Origin of the sequence: Pseudorhizobium tarimense (assembly GCF_022968135.1) — a bacterium.
In the GTDB taxonomy this organism is placed as follows: Bacteria; Pseudomonadota; Alphaproteobacteria; order Rhizobiales; family Rhizobiaceae; genus Neorhizobium; species Neorhizobium tarimense.
Window position 1 is genome coordinate 153,953 of record NZ_JALJRA010000007.1, and the last position, 15,236, is coordinate 169,188.

At 59.9% G+C, this 15,236-nt stretch carries 12 protein-coding genes; 4 read left to right on the forward strand and 8 right to left on the reverse strand.

All coding sequences use genetic code 11. The features are described from left to right. Positions 1-22 precede the first annotated feature (22 nt). Positions 23-1,111 carry a Gfo/Idh/MocA family protein gene (locus MUU54_RS10230; protein ID WP_247243917.1) on the reverse strand — a complete coding sequence of 363 codons (1,089 nt, stop codon included), beginning with the start codon at positions 1,109-1,111 and terminating at the stop codon, positions 23-25. Between the two features lie 350 nt (positions 1,112-1,461). On the opposite strand from MUU54_RS10230, the gene MUU54_RS10235 reads away from it, so the two are divergent. Then, a complete protein-coding gene (locus MUU54_RS10235) occupies positions 1,462-2,478 on the forward strand; it encodes a LacI family DNA-binding transcriptional regulator (protein WP_247243918.1) in 1,017 nt (338 codons plus the stop codon). Between the two features lie 259 nt (positions 2,479-2,737). On the opposite strand, the gene MUU54_RS10240 is transcribed toward MUU54_RS10235, so the two are convergent. The 5 genes from MUU54_RS10240 to MUU54_RS10260 form a co-directional block, all read right to left on the reverse strand. Continuing rightward, a complete protein-coding gene (locus MUU54_RS10240; RefSeq protein WP_247243919.1) occupies positions 2,738-3,199 on the reverse strand; it encodes a molybdenum cofactor biosynthesis protein MoaE in 462 nt (153 codons plus the stop codon). Positions 3,200-3,203: 4 nt separating this feature from the next. Beyond that, positions 3,204-3,461 (reverse strand): molybdopterin converting factor subunit 1, encoded by a 258-nt coding sequence (gene moaD, locus MUU54_RS10245; protein ID WP_247243920.1) that lies wholly within the window; start codon positions 3,459-3,461, stop codon positions 3,204-3,206. Next, positions 3,458-4,045, reverse strand: coding sequence for a CDP-diacylglycerol--glycerol-3-phosphate 3-phosphatidyltransferase (pgsA, locus tag MUU54_RS10250; RefSeq protein WP_247243921.1), 588 nt, complete (start codon positions 4,043-4,045; stop codon positions 3,458-3,460). Before pgsA ends, moaD begins: the two co-directional genes overlap by 4 nt. Before the next feature lie 88 nt (positions 4,046-4,133). Continuing rightward, positions 4,134-6,164, reverse strand: coding sequence for an excinuclease ABC subunit UvrC (gene uvrC / locus MUU54_RS10255; protein ID WP_247243922.1), 2,031 nt, complete (start codon positions 6,162-6,164; stop codon positions 4,134-4,136). A gap of 474 nt (positions 6,165-6,638) precedes the next feature. Next, a complete protein-coding gene (locus MUU54_RS10260; protein ID WP_247243923.1) occupies positions 6,639-7,181 on the reverse strand; it encodes a Pycsar system effector family protein in 543 nt (180 codons plus the stop codon). 133 nt (positions 7,182-7,314) lie between these two features. Between MUU54_RS10260 and MUU54_RS10265 the strand changes: the two genes are divergently transcribed. The 3 genes from MUU54_RS10265 (at position 7,315) to MUU54_RS10275 (ending at position 13,892) form a co-directional block, all read left to right on the forward strand. Continuing rightward, entirely contained in the window at positions 7,315-10,983 is a 3,669-nt protein-coding gene (locus tag MUU54_RS10265; RefSeq protein ID WP_247243924.1) for a FecR domain-containing protein, read from the forward strand. After that, entirely contained in the window at positions 10,983-12,800 is a 1,818-nt protein-coding gene (locus MUU54_RS10270; protein WP_247243925.1) for a CHASE2 domain-containing protein, read from the forward strand. The genes MUU54_RS10265 and MUU54_RS10270 overlap by 1 nt, the downstream gene beginning before the upstream one ends. Positions 12,801-13,256: 456 nt before the next feature. Beyond that, entirely contained in the window at positions 13,257-13,892 is a 636-nt protein-coding gene (locus MUU54_RS10275) for an outer membrane protein (protein WP_247243926.1), read from the forward strand. Positions 13,893-13,951: 59 nt separating this feature from the next. Here MUU54_RS10275 and MUU54_RS10280 read toward each other — a convergent pair whose 3' ends face one another. Both MUU54_RS10280 and MUU54_RS10285 read right to left on the reverse strand, forming a co-directional pair. Further along, a complete protein-coding gene (locus tag MUU54_RS10280) occupies positions 13,952-14,551 on the reverse strand; it encodes a glutathione S-transferase (RefSeq protein WP_247243927.1) in 600 nt (199 codons plus the stop codon). A gap of 27 nt (positions 14,552-14,578) precedes the next feature. Then, positions 14,579-15,175, reverse strand: coding sequence for a ribonuclease T2 family protein (locus MUU54_RS10285; RefSeq protein ID WP_247244017.1), 597 nt, complete (start codon positions 15,173-15,175; stop codon positions 14,579-14,581). Between the last annotated feature and the right edge of the window lie 61 nt (positions 15,176-15,236).

The window sequence follows — 15,236 nt, forward strand, 5'->3', positions numbered from 1 at the left end:
GATAAAATTCCTCCCTTGAAATTCAGATTGCGATTTCGGAAAGCCTCACCGTGCGCTTCTCCTCGATGGAGCGGTAACCCGCCTCCACCAGTGCAACGGTCTTCACGTTGTCGGCGACCGAGAGAGCCGGCGGTTCGCCTGATTCCACCGCGTATTGCAGCTGCTCCATCACGCCGATGAAAGCGTGGGGAAACCACATCGTCTGCCATTCCGGCGTCAACCACTTGCCGCCGGTGGCAGTCTTCGAGGCGTATGAAAGAGTCGAGGGCGAGCCGTCCGGCCAGCCGATCGTGCCCTGGGCCACGCCATCGGTGCCCTCGACCCGCCACTTGATGTAGAAGTCGCTATCGAAGCCTTCTTCGCGCGGGCCAGCCCAAACGTCTTCCATCGACACGGCGAGCACGCCGCTCGGGAACGTCAGGGTCGAGACGGTGATGCCATCCTTGTGAGGGAAGGTGGTGCGCGGATCGGTACGGGTTACGGTGGTGATCGCGTCGGGATCGCCGAAAAGGAAACGCAGCACGTCCAGATGATGCACGCTCATGTTGGATAGCGTCAGCCGATCATAGTCCTCAAGGAAGCTCTGCCAGTGCGGAATGGCCCGCATTTCGATCGTCGCCATGACGACCGTGCCGAGTTCGCTGCGGTCAAGGATCTGCTTCAGCACCCGCATCGACTGATCGTAGCGCATGTTCTGGTTGACCGAGAGGATCTTACCGGCGGCAGCCGCTTCGTCGCGCAACGCCTTCGCTTCGTCGAGCGTCAGCGCCAGCGGCTTCTGCGCCAGGATACCCTTGATGTGCGGGGCTGCGAGCGCCTCGCGTATCAACGCCGGCTGCTGGTCCGGAGGAAACGCGATGTCGAGGATCTCCACCTGGGTATCGGCAATCAGCGCCGATGGCGTGGCGTGCACGGTCAAAATGTTCCACCGCTCGGCGACCGCCCTGGCCCTGGCCTCGGTCCGCGACGCGATGGCGGCGACCGGGAAACCGGCTTCCTTGTAGGCCGCCAGATGGCACTCGGCCATGATCATGCCCGCGCCGATGCAGCCGATCCTGAAGCCCCTTACCCGTACCGGCGGGTCAGGCGCAAAGCCATTGGTAGTCTGCATGCTATCCTCCCAAGTCTTTCGCCGCAACCGACCCCGGGGGTCGTGCGGCGCTGGATCGTTGCGTCCAGCTTTTCGGCAAACAAGCTCCTCCGCTGCCGTTTCGAGCGGATACTGTCGCCGGAATCAATCAGAGTCAACATCATTTCAAATCATTTTTCTCATCATTGTAGCGCAGAATGATTGATGGCAGTTGCGGTTTATCTCATCAGTTTGATTTTCCTGCCGGTATGGCGCGACGGACGCGCAGATGAAACTCAAGATTTGGGATAAATCTGCCGCACGTAGCGCTACGCCCTTGCAAAATGTGAAAATGCGGGTACATCAAAAGCAATCATTCCAATGGAGTTTTCGTGCGATCAACCCTGGCTGACATTGCCCGCGAGGCTGGCGTATCCAGTGCAACAGTGGATCGCGTGCTCAACAACCGCAGTGGTGTGAAGGAACGCACCCGCGATATCGTCATCGATACTGCTCGGCGGCTCGGCTATCTCGACACACCCGTAGGGGCTGCCAATGGCGGCGGGCGGGTGCAGCTCGATTTCATTTTGCCTGCCGGCACTAACACATTCATCGCCAACCTCCAGCAGCAGATCGAACTGCAGGCATCGGGGCGACCCGATCTCGACGTTCGTATCCATTCCGTCGAGGGCTTCAATCCGGATACCCTAGCGGCAAAACTCCACGAACTGCATGGCAGGACGATGGGTGTGGGCGTGATTGCGCTCGACCATCCGACCGTGCGCGAGGCCATGCGCTCGCTGGCTGCCTACGGTGTGCCGATCGTCACGCTCGCCTCGGATATCTTGCATGTGCCGCGCCTCGGCTATATCGGCATCGACAACCGGGCCGCTGGACGGCTGGGCGGCTACCTGCTGGGTCGGCTACTGGGGCAAGGGGGCAGGCGCAAGATCGCGCTGTTTGCCGGTTCGCTCTCCTATCGCGGCCATGAGGAGCGAGAGATGGGCTTTCGCCACGTCATCGCTGAGGAGTTCCCCCATCTGGAGGTGGTGGAACTGCGCGAGATCCGCGATGACCGCACCCGCGCCCTCAACGAGGCGCGTGCTCTGCTGCAGCGCCATCCCGATCTCTCCGGCATCTACAACATTGGCGCGGGAAATTCTGGTATCGGCGAGGCGCTGGTCGAATCTGGAATGGCACACAAGGTGATATTCGTTGGCCATGAGTTGACTGATTACAGCAAGCATCTTCTGCTTAATGGAACTCTTGACGCAGTCATCGACCAAAATCCGCGCGTGGAGGCGCGCGAGGCCCTGTCGATGCTTTCACGGTCCGTGCGTGGAGAACCGATTGAGTATCATCCGCCGAGGCTGCAGGTTATCTTCCGCGAGAACATCCCTGAAGATTAGTGGTGAATGAGACTTCGGAAATATGATGTTGAACGCGCATTTCAAAAGCATGTCTTCCAACTTAAAGGTCCCGATGTCGGCAACTCACTCCCCAGTTCTCGACTGAAGATATCGATGAATTTGGTGTTTCCGACGTAGGCGACGTCGAGCCTCAGATTGCTGCAAGCGTTCGGCTCGCGATCGATCTCGAAGACTGACCCTGGAGCCAGGAAGGTTCTTTCGCATGCTGCTCGTTTTCTTCGGATCGGGCAGGGCTGAGCTACTGCCACCTATCCCGCGCCCGGTCGTCGGCGTCCTTGGCTGCAACCCAGTCGCCGGCAGAACCGTCCACCTTGTGTTCCTTCTTCCAGAAGGGGGCCGAGGTCTTGAGGAAATCCATCATGAAGCTTGCGCCGTCAAACGCCGCCTGGCGGTGCGGGGCGGCCGCGATGACCAGTACGATATTCTCGCCCGGCGCAATCCTGCCGAAGCGGTGAATGGCGGTCAGGCCAAGGAGCGAAAACCGATCCGTGGCAAGCTTGCCGATCCGCCGCATCTCGGCTTCCGCCATGCCCGGATAGTGCTCGAGCTCGAGCGCCGAAAGTGAACCTCGCTCATCGCGGCAGAGCCCCGTGAACGTTACCACCGCGCCGATGTCCCGGCGCCCGCTGGTCAGCGCCTCGATCTCCGCCTGCAGATCGAAATCCTGCGCCTGTATGCGGATGTTCGGCGCGTCAGGCATTGGCTCAGCCGCCTGTCATCGGCGGGAAGATGCCGATCTCGCGGGCATTGCCGATCTTTTCGTGATGATCGACATGCTCCTGATCGATCGCCACGCGTATCACTTCGGGATACTGAAGTGCGGCTTCATATTCTTCACCCAAGCTCTTCAGGTGATTCAGTAATTCCCGCACGGTGGTGACGTCGGCAGGAAGGTCGATATCCTCCTCCGGCTTGCCGATGCGCTCGCGCACCCAGGCGAAATAGACGAGCTTCACAGTCATTCCGCCTCCACCACATGCTTCAAGCCGGCACGGAAGTAGTCGTAGCCCGTATAGATCGTGAGAACCGCCGCGATCCAGAGCAGCGCAATCCCCATCTCGGTGGTGTAGGGCAGCACCTTGTCGCCGGCAGGACCCGCCAGCAGGAAGGCGATCGCCACCATCTGGATCGTCGTCTTCCACTTGGCGATCCGCGTCACCGGCACTGCGACCTTCAGAGCCGCCAGATACTCGCGCAGACCCGAGACGAGGATTTCGCGGCAGAGGATGGTGATCGCCGCCCAGATCGACCAGCCGGCAATCGTGCCGTCGGCCGCCATCAGCAGGAGCACCGAGGCGACCAGCAGCTTGTCGGCGATCGGGTCGAGCATCCGGCCGATATTGGAGGTCTGGTTCCAGATGCGGGCGAGATATCCGTCGAGATAATCGGTGATCGAAGCAAGCGCGAAGAGGATCAGCGCCGTCCAGCGTGCAAAGTCGGAACTGGCAAGTCGCCCCTCGATGAAGAAGCAGACGACGATGATCGGTACGGCGACGATACGCGCGTAGGTCAGCATGTTGGGAATGTTGTATGCGCGCGAAGCCATGTCCAAGCCTGTTGTTCCATCCGCCTTAGTTGAGCCTTCCGGCAAGGTGCGTCAACACTGCCGCAGAGAATTCCATCTCTTCTGCGCCTCATCCGGCGGGCTTTTCGTGGAAGTGATGATAGATCTGCTTTGCGACGGTTTCGGAAATGCCTTCCACCGCCATCAGGTCGTTGAGACCGGCGCGGGAGACGGCCTTGGCCGTCCCGAAATGCTGCAGGAGCTTGCGCTTGCGCCCTGGTCCGATGCCGGAGATTTCGTCGAGCGGGTTCTTTACCATCTCCTTCTTCCGCCGCGCACGATGCGAACCGATGGCAAACCGATGCGCCTCGTCGCGCATCCGCTGGACGAAATAGAGAACCGGGTCGCGCGGCGGCAAGGAAAAGTCGCTGCGCCCGTCGGCAAAGAAGCGTTCGCGCCCGGCATCGCGATCGACGCCCTTTGCAACACCAATGGCGGTGACCACGTCGCGGATGCCGAGTTCGTCGAGGATCGCCCGCACCGCCGTCATCTGCCCTTGTCCGCCATCGATCAGGATAACGTCCGGCCAGGCGGGGAAGGGGGCGTCAGCGGCGTCCTCGGGAGAAACGCCCTGCGTGCGGTCAGGCCGTCCTTCCTCCTTCAAGAGCCGCGAGAAACGGCGCGTCATCACCTCGCGCATCATGCCGAAATCGTCGCCGGGGGTGATCTCCGTCGATTTGATGTTGAACTTGCGGTACTGGTTCTTCACAAAGCCTTCCGCGCCGGCGACAACCATGCCGCCGACCGCATTCGTGCCCATGATGTGGGAGTTGTCGTAGATCTCGATGCGACGCGGCACATAAGATAACCCGAAGGTCTCGGCAAAACCCTGCAGCAGGCGTGCCTGCGACGAGGTCTCGGCAAGCTTGCGCCCATGCGCTTCACGCGCATTCGCCAGTACGTGGTCCACCAGATCCTTTTTCTCGCCCCTTTGCGGCACCGAGATCGTCACCCGGTGGCCAGCCTTCTCGCAGAAGGCCAAGCCGAGCAGCTCCTGCTCGTCGACCGGCTGCGAAAGCAGGATCTGCTTTGGTATCGGCTTGTCGTCGTAGAACTGCGCCAGGAAGGCGTTCAACACTTCCGCGCCGGTCATCTGCGCATCTGCCTTCGGGAAGTAGGCGCGGTTGCCCCAGTTCTGCCCAGTCCGGAAGAAGAAGACCTGGATGCAGGTGAGCCCGCCCTCGTGGTGGATGGCGAACACATCCGCCTCGTCTACCCCGGCGGGATTGATCCCCTGATGGCTCTGCACGTGGCTGAGAGCCGCGAGCCGGTCGCGGTAGATCGCCGCGCGCTCGAAATCGAGGTCCTCGGAAGCCTCTGTCATCTGCCGCGAGATTGTCGCCTTCACGTTCTGGCTCTTGCCGGACAGGAAGTCCTTGGCTCCGTTCACTAGTTCGGCATAGCCCTCGTCACTGATCTCGCGAGTGCAGGGCCCCGAGCAGCGCTTGATCTGGTAGAGCAAGCAGGGGCGGGTTCGCGTCTCGAACACGCTGTCCGTGCAGGTCCTGAGCAGGAAGGCCCGCTGCAGCGAATTGATCGTCCGGCCGACGGCGCTCGCCGACGCGAAGGGACCGAAATAGTCCCCCTTGCGGGCGCGCGCGCCACGATGCTTGAAGATGGCGGGCGCCCGATGATCGCCGGTGATCATGATATAGGGAAAAGACTTGTCGTCGCGCAGAAGCACGTTGAAGCGAGGCCGCAGGCGCTTGATCAGGTTCGCCTCGAGCAGCAGCGCCTCGGTCTCCGTGCGTGTCGTGACGAATTCCATATGCGTCGTGTCGCGCACCATCCGCGAAAGGCGGTTGGAGTGTACCCGGCCCTGGGCGTAGTTGCTCACCCGCTTCTTCAGGCTGCGCGCCTTGCCGACATACATCACATCGCCGGCTTCGTTGAACATGCGGTAGACGCCTGGCGCATTCGGCAGGTGCTTGACGAATTCGGCAATGAGATCGGCGCCCTTGAGGCCGCTCTCGTTCTTCAGCGCCTCGTTCCAGTCGATGCCCAGCGCCCGCTCGAGCTCGGGGGCGGATGCGACGTCGTCCTCGTCGTCTTCGGTTTCGTCATAGAGAACGCCGCCATCTGGCAGCTTGGCAGAGTTCATTTACATCCTCTTCGCTCGCCGGCCCCGCTGGTCATGCAGCGCCCGTCGAGCCGGGCTTCGAGTCGCCGGATCGTGAATGTCCTACAGGTAGTGCGCCGCAAGCCGCAATGAAAGACGAGGATTTAGTGCCCATTCTTGTCCTAGGCCGTGAACCCCAGAATCGGGACGACCGGTCTGGGTGGATTGCGGAACGGCGGGTATCCGCTGAGATCAATCGAAAGGATTTGATCAGCCATCGATCTGATTGCTAGCTGCAGTCTCGCCGCCCCCGCATCAGCCGAAAATCGAAACCTCTAGAGCGTCAGCCTGTGGTCCGCAGGTTCCTTCCCGGGGCTTTCGTACGCCTTCCAGTGCCCGAAACTCTTCAGGAAAGCAGACAATCTGCTTTCGTGAAGATTCAAACACTGAATTTTTGCCGCTCGTTTGGAAACGTAACACGCTCTTTTGCGGCCATGTCGGAGAGCGCCTTGTTATTTACTTCACCACCAGGACCAGCACGTAGGCGACGAGGGTGACGACCAAGCTCTTGAACGAGAGGGAGACGAACCAGTACTTCCGTCGCGCGATGAGCGACAGGATGTCGGCGTTCTCAAGGTACTGGTTGAAGAGGTAGTTGGAGTCCGAGGCCCTGACGGCTTGAACCAGCAGAGGCCGATGTTGCGGCCAAGTGCCCCAGAAGAGAGACGTTGAACGGGGGACATTTCGGGGGAGAACGACGAGAACTGCGCACAGCAGCGAAGCCACAGAGGCCACGGCAAGCAACGCGGCTGCAAGATTGGACGTGATCCCAGATTGGATGTACCGGCTCAGCGAGAAAACATCGCGCCCATCACTCGATGTTACTAAAAACGCGAGGAGAAAGGTAAAAATGTACGCGGCCTTCTGGTCCGAAATTTTGATCTGGTCATAGAATACATCGTTTATTTTCTTCAAATGTGAAAAATATTCCTTCTCCACGTCATCTATGACATGAGAGTCTTCAAGAAAGTCCGAAGGTTCTGACTTGAACTCGTCCATGGACACCGCTCCGCCCGGTAAAAAGTGTTCCTTTCGTAATACACAATGGGCCGAAAGCAAGAAGCGAATTGATACGAAACTTGACTTCTGCTTATTGGGTGGTCAGTTCAGAGGAGGAGCTGAGGGAACAAACTTGCGAAAGCTTACATTGCTGATCCTGCTGCTGAGTGGCGGCCTCATTGCGGATGTCTCCGCAGAGCCGCGTCCGCGTGCCTCGGCCGCCGCTGGCGCCGTTATCGCACGGAAGGCAGGGGAAGAGATCCGATTTATCGACATTTCGTCTTGGGAAATCGTCGACCTGCAGCAAGACCTTTTGTCAGGCGATGTGCTGCGGACGAATGCTACAGGCCAACTAGCCATACTATTCTCCGATCGCACCCAGGTCAGGCTGGGGCGGAACTCCTCGCTACTCGTACGACAGGTTTCGGCTGGAAGCGATGCAGTGCTTGAGCTTCAATCAGGCACCATCTGGGCCCGGGCTGAACGAGGTGGACCTGGCGTCACTGTGCAGACGCCAGCGGCGACAGCGGCTATCCGCGGTACGGATTGGACAATGACGGTGGAGGGCGAGCGGACGACCCTCACGGTTCTCGAAGGACGCGTTCAGCTAAGTAACCCTCAGGGAAGCCTTGAACTGGTCGAAGGTGAAGCGGCCGTTGCGTCCATTGGGCAGGCGCCGCGCAAGATCGTCATCGTGGAATCAGACGATCGGGAGCAGATGCTTTTCTATCTGCCGCCCCGTGAAGCATTTGAACGGATGCCGCCCTCGGCGCTACCGGTGGCGCAGATGCGGCAGCAAGTGGAGCAGATTGGCCGGATCCCAGAGGCACAGCGAACGGCGGACCATTGGGTCTCACTTGCCGAGGCGGCTTTGTCGCTTGAAGGGCGAGGAAAAGCAAACGAAGCACTCGCGGCTGCGAAGCGTCAGCGGCTATCCGGCTCGCTTGGCTGCCGCGTAATGCTGGTCGAGGCAGTCATCGCTGCCTCGGAAGGTCATTATGGCGAGGCCGCATCCCTGTTTGAACGTGCGGCGCCTTGTCTCGACCCACAGCGGCGAGCCATCGCCCTGTATGGTGGGTATTACGCCCGAGCACTCGCGCATCCGGAGCGGGTCGAACCGCTGCCTCCTCATATCGGCGGTTCTGATGCCGCTTTCCTACGTGCTTATGCGATCGGCTTCCTCCAGGATCTCCCTAGTGCCATTGAGGTCCTCAAACAGGCAGAAGCAAAGTTTCCTAACGATCCTGAACTGCCGGCCTATCGGGCGTGGCTCGCTCTCCTGCTGAACGACCGTGCGCAGGCGGAGGAAGCGATGGGGCGATCTTTGTCGCTTGATCCGAACGAGCCGACGGCGCTGGAAGTGCGTGCGCATTTTCGTTCGGGCTTTCAGGGCGACCTGGAAGGAGCTCTTTCCGATCTGCAGATGGCCGCTTCCATTACGCCAGGATCCTCGACCACTTGGAACGAGATCGGCAATGTCCAATCTGCCCGAGGGGCCAATCGCGAAGCTGAAGCTGCTTTTCAAAAGGCCATCTCCCTCGACCCGCAGGACCCCGTGAGCCACGCCAACTTAGCGATCTTCTATCTCGACAATTCGCGCGTGAGAGAGGCGAAGGAGCATATCGATCTGGCGCTTGCTGCAGACCCGACATTCGATGTCGGTCTCGTCGCACGGGGCCGCTATCATCTCCAAACGGGCGAGCTGGATAAGGCGGTCGACGATCTTTTGGCAGGGACCGTTTCCAATCCGGCCTATTCGCAGGGTCAGCTTCTGCTTGCTGCTGCCCATTACGAGAAAGGGGATCGGGTGCCGGCCGAGCAGGCGTTAGACAATGCTCAGCGGCTCGATGGAAACGATCCGGTGATCTACTCCTTCCGTGCGGCAGCCGCTATCGATGACTACGATTCTGTCACTGCCATCCGCAATGCACAGGAGTTCGTTCGCCGCTCTCGTGACAGAGGCGGTGACTTTGCGTCCCTTGGCGCAAACCACGATGCAGGGTCGACGCTCAACAACGCGTTTCGGCTGCAGGGAATGAACGCCTGGGGCGAGTACTACGGCGACGCGGTCTTCGACCCTTTCGTCGGAACGTCCTATATCGACCAGAGTCTTCGGGGCAGTGCCGACCCCTTCGCCAACGAAGAGTCGTTCGGCGGCGATGTCGCCAACAACATCCCGAACGGTGAAGCCTTTTCGTCCCTTTTACAAGGTTTGATGCTAGAGCCTCACTTGATCTCGGGCCGGTCCCGCTCCGCCAACCTGCTGCGGCGCCCCTTCTTCGAAGGCGCGATCGGCGGCGGGTTTGTCTACGGCGGCGAAGAGACCGGCTACGTCGGAGAAGGCGAAGCGCAGGGTTACACCAATCTGCCGATGCCGATCAGCGTCTACGGAAACCTGCAGTGGAGCAAGGTAGCGGATGAACGCGACATTGGAGTGTTGAGCGATTTAAATAGCGAGCTCGAGATCCTTGGAGGGAATGGATATGTGACGGCAAGCCCAACGCTTTACGATCGAGTGGTGCTCTACGCCAATCATGGCGAGAACGACCTTGCGCGGGATTTCCAGGTTGAAGCCAACTTCGTACCCTTCGTGGATCCCACCGACCCGGCAGTCTTGCCTCTTCCGTTAAGGATCGAGCAGGAGATACATTCACAGGCTACCAATGCTGGCATCGGCTGGAGTCACACCTTCGGCTATCGAAATGTATTAAATGCGGCGTTTCTTTACAGCGGGGTGCGCCGGGAGGACGAAAACCATTTCGAGTTTGACTTCTTCGGTCTGCCACTCCCGACGGCCGAAACCCGGAACGTCTTCAAGGAAAATACGTACTTGGCCGCCGTCAACCACGCCGTTGGCCACGGCGACCTGACCTGGCGGTACGGCATCGAGGGCGGCTGGGTGGATGCCTACCAGTCGCAGTCCTACACCAACTTTCTCAATCCCGCGCTGAGCACATCGCCGGAAACGGCCGAAGATACTAGCACGGTCGGACGGGTCTACGTTGACGTGCTTCACGATATCAGCGCCAATTTCCGCGCCGAGTATGCCTTGTTCGGCAGCTACATCGACAGTGAGACCAACGATATTTCAAGGTTGGAGCCGAGGGTCGGTCTTGCCTGGTCACCCGCCGAAGGTCATTGGTTGCGCGGCGGGTTCATGCGGTCAAGCCTCGACCTGAACACACCGACGCTATCGCCGATCGGGATCCTCGGGTTGCAGCCGAACCAGGTTTCGGTTGCCACAACCGGCTATGTGGACACCTATGCCTTACGCTGGGACGCAGAGTGGACGCCGGACTTCTTTACTGCGGTGGAATACCAGCATCAGGATGTGGATGATCTGCAGATCCCTGTTCCGCTGGCTTCGATCCCCTTCACAACCTCAGAGGGACATATCGATCGTGCAAGCCTAACCGGCAACTTGTTGCTGGGTCATGGCTTTGGGCTGTCCTCAACGGTCGCCTTCACCGGTTCTGAAGATCAGGATGCAGGATCATCGACCTACGACGAAGCCCTACCATTCGTCCCGCAGTGGTCAGGCCAAGTCGCTCTGACATGGGTGAACCAGGCCAATGTGCGGGCGACGCTCGCTGCGAACTACGTAGGACATCGCAACAACGAGAGCGGCATTGACCTCGACGACTACTGGACCGTAGACGCGGCACTGACTTGGGAGCCGGTGGACAAACGCTTCTCAATCGACCTTGCCGCATTCAACCTCCTCGAGGAGGAAATCGAACTCAACGCGGGCGTGCCCGGCTGGGGACGCTCGGTCAAAGGCACGGTAAAAGTCCGCTTCTGATGCAGAGGTTCTCCGGCAGCTTCCCGTGGCAGCATAGTTTCGCTCGCCGCCGAGATGTGCAGATCATTGTGCTTGCGGCCGCTATCCTCGCTTCGATGGTGCTGGTGCAGCGATTGCCGGCTTGGCGCCTGATCGACCACAGAAGCTTCGACTATCTGACGACGGTCCAACCGCCTGCTCTGCCGGAGCGCGGTCCAATCATCGTGGCCATCGATGAGCCCTCGCTGGCAGAGATCAATCTTCAATGGCCATGGCCGCGCACCCTCCACGCCCGTCTTGTTACCGCATTGAGGGCAGCGGGAGCTCATGTGATCGGGCTCGACATCATCTTCTCGGAGCCGTCCACCGCAGAAGCGGATAAAACGTTTGCTTCGGTGCTGGGACCAGACGTTGTTCTTGCAGGCGATGAATCGCTTATCTCGTCGCCACAAGCCGATCAATTGATCAGGACCATGCCGCTTTCGATGTTCACCGACGCGGGAGCTGTGGCCGGAATCGCATCGGTATCGCTGCATGAAGATGGCGTGCTTCGCGCGATCCCGAACCGAGACGAGAGCTTTGCAGGCGCCATATTGCGCACAGCCGCCCGGCCGGTACCGCCATCGGAAGGGGAGCTGCTTCTGCAGTCTTATGGCGGGCCGCGGACCTACCCGACAGTGTCCTACTATCAGGCGCTCGAGCCAGAGGCTTTCCTGCCCAATGGGCTTTTCCGGGATCGGATCGTTATCGTCGGCCTCAGCCTCCAGAACGCCCCCTCCATCAGCAGCGGCGGTGCGGATGCGTTCGCAACTCCGGCCACCATACGCAACGGCCGTTTGACGGCAGGCGCAGAAGTGCAGGCGACCTTCGTTGACAATCTTCGAACCGGCGACGGCATTGCGAAGGCTGGCCCGGGCTATTCTGGCGTGTTTCTGTTGTCTGCAATCGCATTCGCGTCGCTGCTCGTCTGGCGGGGGACCAACTGGCTCACATGGTTCGGTGCGGCAATAGCCATTACATTAGCTGTGTTGGGAAGCCTTGTGGTTCTCCGCGCGACCGGGATCTTCATGTCGCCCGCTTCACCCGCCGTTTCATTGGCCGCGGTGGTACTCGCACAAAGCAGCATTGACTACGCGGCAGAGAGACGGAGCAGGCGCCAGATCACCAAGGCCTTCTCGCAGTATCTTTCGCCAGAATTGGTGGAAAGGCTCGCAAAGGATCCGGAGCGTTTGAAGCTGGGTGGGGAAACGCGGGAGCTGACAATCTTGTTTTGCGATGTGCGCGGCTTTTCCGCGATTGCAGAGGACTTAAAGGACGATCCCGCACACCTGACGCAGCTCGTAAACCGTTTGCTGACGCCGCTTTCAAACGTCATCCTCAAACATGGTGGCACCATTGACAAGTACATAGGCGATTGCATCATGGCGTTCTGGAATGCGCCGCTGCCGGATCCCAATCATGCTCGCCATGCCGTTTCCGCTGCGCTTGAGATGCTGAAGGCAGTCACTGATCTCAACAGCGAACTGCGTTCCGAGGCTGAGGGAGTTGGCCCCACCTTTCCAGAGCTGAGGGTGGGCATCGGCATCAACACTGGTACCTGTGTCGTCGGTAATATGGGGTCAGACAGCCGCTTTGACTACTCGGCCCTTGGGGATGCCGTAAACCTTGCTGCCCGGCTCGAGACGGCGTCCAAAGACTATGGTGTGCCGATCCTGCTAGGGGAAGCGACCGTATTGCAGCTGCTTGATGCCTTTGAGATTCGTGAGTTGGAGAGCACGACGGTAAGAGGCAGGAACGAGGTCTCAAGGGTATTTACCTTGGCATCAACGTCTCCCTAAGCTGCTACGTCTGCCTATTAAGCAATCCCGCGATTCCTCGCACGGGTCACCCCCGCAACGACCACCCCGTCGCGCGAGATCTGACGGTCTGGGTTCCCACATGGGCTATAACTCATCTCAATCCGCACCTGGCTTCGCGGCCGTGAATGTACGTCTCAAGACTCGGGAGGACCTCTGCCGCAATACATCCTTAACATCGGGTGAAGGCAATCGGCTGTCCTTGGCGAAGATCGGAGGATTTCTGCCCTCGCTCATCGATTTGAGAAATATGGTTAAAAATCATTATGTTGCGGCGCTGCAACATCACCTTTTCGCCGTTCGGAAGCCACAATCAATTCACAATCCGGCTCTTTCTTGTCCTCATTTGCAGAACATCTTCGCCGCCAGCGGGCAGGGAACAAGCCGTGCGACAGCATCGCAGCGGCACATCCCGGCGCAGCATAAAGGAGAATTAGTATGCGTACTCTCATCGCAACTCTCGTGGCCTCCGTTGCCACTTTCGCGACCATCTCGGCTGCCAGTGCCGCCGATGCCGTCGACCAAATCCCGGAAGCACCCGTTGCCTACGAGCAGCCGGCTCCGGCAAAGGACTGGAGCGGCGCCTACATCGGTGCCTACGGCGCCTATGACTGGGGCCGTTTCGACGGCGGTGACCGTGACGGCACCTTCGGCGGCGGAGCGTTCGGCGGCTACAACTGGCAGAGCGGCCAGATCGTCTACGGTCTTGAAGGCGACGTTGGTTACAACGGCGAAGAACAGAGCGTCGCAACGGGCGTCGAAGGCAAGGCTGGCTGGAACGGCTCGGTCCGCGCCCGCGTCGGTTACGACCTGAACCCGTTCATGATCTACAGCACAGCCGGTGTGGCTCTGCAGGACAACGAGTTGTCTGACGCAACGTCTTCCGACAGCAACACGGCTGTCGGCTACACCGTTGGTGCCGGTGCGGAAGCACTCGTGACCGACAACATCACCGCCCGCGTCGAATATCGCTACACCGACTTCGGCAGCGATGACTACACGCTCGACAGCGGTTCGATCTCCAGCGGTTACGATGACCACAGCGTCAAGGTCGGTATCGGCGTCAAGTTCTGATTATCGCTCGGTCCGAAAGAAGAAAATGCCGGTGGCCTTGGCCGCCGGCACTTTCCGTTTCAGGCGCTTGCCTTCAATTCGGCATAGTCCGGAAATCGCTTCAGGAACGTCTCCGGCCAGCCCGCCAATTCCGATCGGCCGGCGCGCCAGTTCCGGTCGTCGAAGCGAAGGTCCAAATAGCTCAGGAGGGCTGCGAGCGCGAAATGGCCGCCATGAAGCTTCTTGCCCGTCTTCGGCAGGTGGGCATCAAGGTGGTCGAGGCCACGGCTGACCTTCTCCCACTGCTTGTCGATCCACGGCTGGTGGATCCTGTCTTCCGTTCGGCTGCGCTTCTCGTTCATGATCGCCAACAGGCTGTCCATCATCCCGTCGCAAAGTGCTTCCAGCACCTCCGCGTCCGTGCGCTTTGGATCCTTCTTTGGGTAAAGCAGCCCGCCAGACAGCCGGTCGAGATAATGCATGATGGCGACACTGTCGTAGATCGGCGGCTCGCCCTCGCGGATCAGCGTCGGGATCTTGCCGAGCGGGTTGTTGTCCATGAGTTCCGGCGGGTTCTTCGCCGTCTCGACCTTCTCTGTCGCAAGATCGATGCCGGCTTGTCGGGCAGCCATGCGCACCTTGGCGGCGTAGGGGGAGGCGGGGGAGTAAAGTAGCTTCATCAGGGGGTGTCCTTAGGTGGTGTTGTTCTAGTTGACCGGCGGCAGCTCGACGCGCTCAAGCCGGCAGCCGCCGCGGTCGACTTCGGCGCAGTCGCGGAACTGAAGGTCCCTGGTCAGGCAGATGCGAACCTCTTCGAGCCGCCGACCGTCGCAGCTGGCCGCGATACCCTGTCGCGTCATGCCCGGATTAGCGCTCACGAACATCTCTTCAATTTTGTCTGTAGAAAGGGAGAGGCTTCGTTCGCCGTTGGCCAAAGCGCGCGGTATGCGCACCTGCTCGAACGCCTCGCGCGTCTTCGCAAGATAATCCCGCTGGCTGAGCCCGCTGCAACTGCCATGCTTGCGCCATTCGTGGCCGATCAACCCCATTGACGGCATGATGTCGAACATTGTCTCGCCGAGCGCCTGCGGCACGCGCTGCGGCTCACGGCTCGGGCAGAACTGGGGGTAGCCGCGTTCGTGTTGCGGCCACAGGCCGTGCACGACGAACGAGTGGTCCGCACCCCCGCCGCATTGTTGGCGGCTCCTGCGTCCTTCTTCGCTTGCACAATAGGTGGGCGACCAGGACAGCGACAGTACGTAGAAATCAAAGTCGGGCGCCTGCGCAGCGGCCGGAGAAAACATGACGGCGGCAAGCAAGAGTGCCGCAAAAACGGCCCGAAAAGGTTGATCCGTCAAACCAATG

What these genes read in the sequence shown, in the direction of transcription:
- pgsA (WP_247243921.1), bottom strand. Translation starts at nt 4,045, where the DNA reads ATGGCTTCGCGCGCATACAACATTCCCAACATGCTGACCTACGCGCGT.
- MUU54_RS10275 (WP_247243926.1), top strand. Translation starts at nt 13,257, where the DNA reads ATGCGTACTCTCATCGCAACTCTCGTGGCCTCCGTTGCCACTTTCGCG.
- moaD (WP_247243920.1), bottom strand. Translation starts at nt 3,461, where the DNA reads ATGACTGTGAAGCTCGTCTATTTCGCCTGGGTGCGCGAGCGCATCGGC.
- MUU54_RS10240 (WP_247243919.1), bottom strand. Translation starts at nt 3,199, where the DNA reads ATGCCTGACGCGCCGAACATCCGCATACAGGCGCAGGATTTCGATCTG.
- uvrC (WP_247243922.1), bottom strand. Translation starts at nt 6,164, where the DNA reads ATGAACTCTGCCAAGCTGCCAGATGGCGGCGTTCTCTATGACGAAACC.
- MUU54_RS10260 (WP_247243923.1), bottom strand. Translation starts at nt 7,181, where the DNA reads ATGGACGAGTTCAAGTCAGAACCTTCGGACTTTCTTGAAGACTCTCAT.
- MUU54_RS10270 (WP_247243925.1), top strand. Translation starts at nt 10,983, where the DNA reads ATGCAGAGGTTCTCCGGCAGCTTCCCGTGGCAGCATAGTTTCGCTCGC.
- MUU54_RS10280 (WP_247243927.1), bottom strand. Translation starts at nt 14,551, where the DNA reads ATGAAGCTACTTTACTCCCCCGCCTCCCCCTACGCCGCCAAGGTGCGC.
- MUU54_RS10230 (WP_247243917.1), bottom strand. Translation starts at nt 1,111, where the DNA reads ATGCAGACTACCAATGGCTTTGCGCCTGACCCGCCGGTACGGGTAAGG.
- MUU54_RS10285 (WP_247244017.1), bottom strand. Translation starts at nt 15,175, where the DNA reads ATGTTTTCTCCGGCCGCTGCGCAGGCGCCCGACTTTGATTTCTACGTA.